The 410-nt window shown below is 60.7% G+C and carries 1 protein-coding gene; it reads left to right on the top strand.

Annotation, left to right across the window (positions count from 1 at the left end; translation table 11 throughout):
* The coding region (locus GSQ95_RS24610) for a DUF3577 domain-containing protein (RefSeq protein WP_158973966.1) at positions 1-310 on the top strand (310 nt) is incomplete at its 5' end.
* Positions 311-410: the final 100 nt, after the last annotated feature.

Here is a 410-nt window from a genome sequence, read left to right as displayed (position 1 = left end):
CCGCTACATCGACTGCAATGTCGTCGGCGCCGAAGCTGAAAAGCTGGTTCGCCGCTGCATTGAAGCCGTCAACGCTGAGAAGAAGGTCCTCGTGTCCTTCCGCATCGGTGATTGCTGGGCTGATCCCTTCACCTACTTATCCGGACCGAAGCAGGGACAACACGGCGCAAGCTTGAAAGGTCGTCTCCTGTATATCGGCTGGATCAAGGTGGATGGTGAGTTCGTCTACGAAGCCAAACCGCGCGACGCAGCCTCGGCTGAGCAGCAAGGTACGGATCAAGGGGATGACAGCGACCAATCGGCCGCTTGAGTCACCCCGCTCTTCCAGGCGCCCACTGGGCGCCCCTGCTCTACCCAGGCTTTGCCACCTTTCTCTTCGCACACCCATCCGGGGGCACCATCCCCGGACC

The organism is Pseudomonas sp. BAV 4579 (genome assembly GCF_009765395.1).
Classification (GTDB): Bacteria; Pseudomonadota; Gammaproteobacteria; order Pseudomonadales; family Pseudomonadaceae; genus Chryseomonas; species Chryseomonas aestiva.
Note: the sequence above shows the minus strand (reverse complement) of the source record. Positions and strands in the feature narration are given on the sequence as shown.